The 4,301-nt window shown below is 72.2% G+C and carries 3 protein-coding genes; all 3 read left to right on the forward strand.

The window, feature by feature from the left end:
* A partial coding sequence (locus GT045_RS05600; protein WP_272926836.1) for a polymorphic toxin-type HINT domain-containing protein occupies positions 1 to 2,646 on the forward strand: 2,646 nt, incomplete at its 5' end.
* Positions 2,643 to 3,158: a hypothetical protein gene (locus tag GT045_RS05605; protein WP_161298434.1), complete on the forward strand. Its 516-nt coding sequence runs from the start codon at positions 2,643 to 2,645 to the stop codon at positions 3,156 to 3,158. The genes GT045_RS05600 and GT045_RS05605, both read left to right, overlap by 4 nt.
* 223 nt (positions 3,159 to 3,381) lie before the next feature.
* The coding region (locus tag GT045_RS05610) for a serine/threonine-protein kinase (protein WP_161333468.1) at positions 3,382 to 4,301 on the forward strand (920 nt) is incomplete at its 3' end.

The following is a 4,301-nucleotide window of genomic DNA, read 5'->3' on the forward strand; positions in this document are numbered from 1 at the left end:
GCCGGAGGCTCCGCGGCCGAGGCCCGGGCAGCCGCGGCCGAGACCCGCCGGCACGCCGCCGAGGCCAACCGCGCCGCCAACGCCGCCGAAGCCCTCGCCCGTTCGTCGGCAGCGGCCGCGAACGAGGCCCGGGACGCGGCCAATTCCGCCGCCGTCCACGCCGAGAACGCGGCGCAGGCGGCCGAGGACGCCGCCAAGCACGCCGGCGAGGCCGCCGACCAGGCGGCGGAGGCCGCCAAGCAGGCCGCCGCGGCGAAGGCCGCCGCCGACTCCGCCACGAAGGCGGTGGCCACCGCCCAGAAGACCTACGACATCGCCCGCCAGACCGAGGCGGAGGACCTGCGGACCCGTACCGACGCGGGCGTCGAGGCCGCGATGACGCAGAAGGCCGCGGCCGACACCTTCACCGTGGACCTCTCCCAGTCGGTGGTCGAGGGCCAGGCGATCGTGGACGACACCAAGGCGCTGTCCGAGGAAGCGGACAAGCCGGACGTGGACGAGGCCGCGCTCGCCGTCAAGGGCCGCGCCGTCGCCCTGCGGGCGCTGAAGTACTTCGGTTCCTGGCGCCAGGACGCCGCCGTACAGGCGCTGTCCGGTACCGACGCCGACGTCCTGGCGTATCTGCGGACCGGCTGGGACCAGGCGGTCACGGCCGAGACGCGTCAGCAGGTCGCCGACCTCGTCTCGGACAGCCCGTACGAGGCCGTGCGGACCGCCGCGGCCGCGGCTCTCGACGGCACCGACGAGCAGATCCGCGACTTCTACACCACCGGCCAGCACCAGGCCGCCAACGCGGACTACCGCGTCGCCGTGACCAAGCTCGCCAACGACGGCGGGCCGGGCGTCAAGGAGAACGCCAAGGCGGCACTCGCCGACGGCAGCACCACCGCCCTGCTGGACTTCCTGAACAAGGGGCAGTACGCCGCCCAGCAGGCGGACGAGCGGGTGACCGCCACGCAGTTGTACAACGACGGCGGCCCCGAGGTCCGGTCCGCCGCCAAGATCGCCCTGGCCGGCTCCCCCGACGAGGTGCACCAGTTCGTCCAGTCGGGCCAGTACATGGCGGCACAGCAGGACGGACTCGCCGACACCCACGTCGCTCAGATGCAGCGGCTGCTCGCCGAGGGCCAGGTGATCGCGGCCACCGCCCGCAAGAACAGCGCACTCGCCGCACAGGCCGCCGCCGAGGCGAAGAACGCCTCCGATCAGGCCGACCTGGCGAAGAAGGACGCGGAGCACAGCGCCGAGCAGGCCCAGGGCTACGCCGCCGAAGCGGACGCCGCCGCCGACCGCGCCGAGACCAGCGCCAAGCAGGCCAAGGCGTCCGCGGTCACGGCACGAGCCGCCGCCGACCGCGCCGCCCAGGACGCCGCCGCCGCCGGGGAGTCCGCCGCCCAGGCGGAGTTCTCCGCCGACTACGCCCGCAGTTCGGCCGCCGAGGCCGCGGACGCGCGCGACCAGGCGAAGGCCGACGCGCTCGCCGCCGGCAAGAGCGCCGACCAGGCCGCGAAGGAATCCGCGGCCGCGTGGACGGACGTGGTCGAAAAGCGCGAGGCCGAGGAGGCCGAAGCGCGCCGCCTCGCCGCCGAGAAGCGCAAGAAGGAGGAGGAGAGCAAGCCCAAGTGCTACATCCCGGTCAACCGGGACAGCCTCCCGCCGTGCGCCATGGCCGGCCAGGAACTCGTCTTCCCCACCATCGACCCGCAGATGAAGGAGTTCGCCTGGGAGATCCTCGGCCTCAACGACGCCCGGGACTGCATCAAGAACCCCACCCTCGGCAAGTGCGCCCTCGCCGCCATGTCGGTGCTTCCGCTCGGCAAGCTCAAGCTCGTCAAGAAGGCCGTCGAGGGCGTCGAGGGCGCGATCGACAGCAGCCGGGCCGCACGGCTCGCGCAGAAATGCGCCGAATGCTTCCTGGCGGGTACCAAGGTCCTGATGGCCGACCGCTCGGTCATGGACATCGAGTCCGTGCGGGTCGGGGACGAGGTACTGGCCACGGATCCCGTCACCGGTGAGACCGGGGCACGCAGGGTCACGGACCTGATCGTCACCGAGGACGACAAGTACTTCGCCGAACTCACCATCTCCACGCCGAGCGGTGAGCAGAAGCTGACCGCCACCGAGGAGCACCCGTTCTGGTCTCCGTCGGCGGGCAGGTGGGTGCAGGCGTACGCCCTCGAACCCGGCATGACGCTGAGGACCGACGACGGCGACACCGTCACCGTCCACGCCAGCCGGTTCTTCCTGAAGCACGCGCGGACCTACAACCTCACCGTCGAGGGCCTGCACTCGTACTACGTGCTCGCCGGTGGCACCCCCGTCCTGGTGCACAACAGCAGGTGTCTCATCGGGGACATCGTCGGCCCCCAGGGTGAGAAGCTGTGGCTGCCGAAGGGGCGGAAGGCCATCGCGACAGCCAACAATCTCAAGGGCTGGATCTATGATATAAAGCCGTCCGAAGTCGCGGCCAACGGATTCCACAAGACCGTGAAGTACGTGCGTGTGATGGATCCCGGTACCAGCGGAGGCCGCTTCTACAAGAACGGGTACATCAGCTACATCAACGACGCCGGTCAGATCATCAACCCGTTCAGCGGCCAGACCCTCACCAAGGCCGACCCCTACTGGCACATAGAGATCCCATGACCCGCATCGAAGACCTCTTCACGGCGCAGGAATACCGCCGAGCTCCGGAAGCCGCAGCCTGGGACCCGTTCGCGCAGGACGACGTCCTGCACGACACCCAGCTCCTCGACGCCCGGGTGTGTCCGACGGCGAACCGTGCGGCGTTGCTCTTCGACATGCGCACGGCGTCGTACTTCCCCACGGGAAACGCGGCCCTCGTGGTCGTGCGCGGACTCCAGGCGTTCCACTGGACCGGGGCCGCCCAGTCCCTGCCGCTGATGGCTTTCTCGGTCATGTCCAGCAGGATGTCCGCGGTGTCCGGCGGCGGACTGCGCATGGATCTGGAATTCTTCCCCGACGGGGAATTCTCCGTCAGCGGCGAACGTGCGGACTTCTACCTTCTGGAAGTCCGGGGAATCAGCGAAGCACCGCCGAACTACGTGGACAGCCGGCTCGACGAGGTGCGGCACGCCCTGCCCTGGTGGGACGGCGACTGCACGGTGCTGCAGAGCACGTCGACGAACACCGGGTGATCACCGGTTCCGTCGGGCGGCCCGCCGAGGTCAATCCTCGGCGGGCCGCCGTCGTTTCCGGCCACCGCCGCCGTCGTCGTACGGCCCCGCGGCCCCGTCCGGCCGGGACCGCCGGTGCCGGGCCGGATCCGGCGGCGCGGCAGCCGGAACCGCCGACGCCTGAACGCCGCCCCACCGTCCCCCCGTACCACTGGGAAAGTCCGGACAGGGGTTTCAGTTAGGGATGACCATGGTCAAGGCGCACGTCTCCGCACACGAGTTGGTCGCCGGTCGGTACCGGCTTCTGGACGTCTTCGCCCGCGAGACGAACCGCCTGTGGTGGTACGCCGAGGACGTGGCGGCGCAGCGGCCCCGGCTGGTGGCGCAGACCGCCCTGCCGGAGCCCACCGACGAGGAGACCGCGCGCCGCGTCACGACCCGGGTCGTCCGCGCGGCGGAGACCATGCGGCTGCTGCGCCCCGGCCGGGTCGCCGCGGTCGTGGACGCGGCCGTGGAGGCCGGCGCCCTGTGGACGGTGACCGAGTGGATCGACGGCCGGCCCCTCGGTGAACTGCTCGACCGGGAGGGCTCGTTCCCGCCGGTGCGGGCGGCCCGGGTCGGCCTGGAGCTGCTGGACGTGCTGCAGGCCGCGCACGACGAGGGTGTCACGCACGGCGAGCTGAGTCCCGGGCAGGTCTTCGTGCGCGAGGACGGCCCGGTCGTCGTCAGCGGGTTCGGGCTGGCGGGGGCGACACTCGTGCCACGGCTGGCGGCACCCTCGTACGCCTCTCCCGAGCAGGCCCGCGACGAGCGCATCGGCCCGGCCGCCGACCTGTGGGCGCTCGGGGCGCTGCTGTACACGATGGTGGAGGGCCGGCCGCCGTTCCGGGACCGCGGCAGGCCCGAGACCACGTTGAAGGCGGTGGAGCGGCTGCCGCTGCGGACCCCGCTGCGCGCGGGCCCGCTCGGCCGGGTCGTGCAGGGGCTGCTGCGCAAGGACCCGCAGGAGCGGCTGACCCGGCAGGTGGTCCGCGAAGCCCTGACCCGGGCACTGAGCGAGGACCCCGGCCCCGACCGGCAGGCGGTCCCCGGGCCCGGGCCGCGCGGCGTGTGCACCGGGGTGCGCCGTGCCTGGCGGACGCGGAGCGCACGGCTGCTCGCCGT

Source organism: Streptomyces sp. SID486 (genome assembly GCF_009865385.1).
Taxonomy (GTDB): domain Bacteria; phylum Actinomycetota; class Actinomycetes; order Streptomycetales; family Streptomycetaceae; genus Streptomyces.

Coding starts and splice junctions, on each gene's coding strand:
- GT045_RS05605 (WP_161298434.1), top strand. CDS start 2,643: ATGACCCGCATCGAAGACCTCTTCACGGCGCAGGAATACCGCCGAGCT.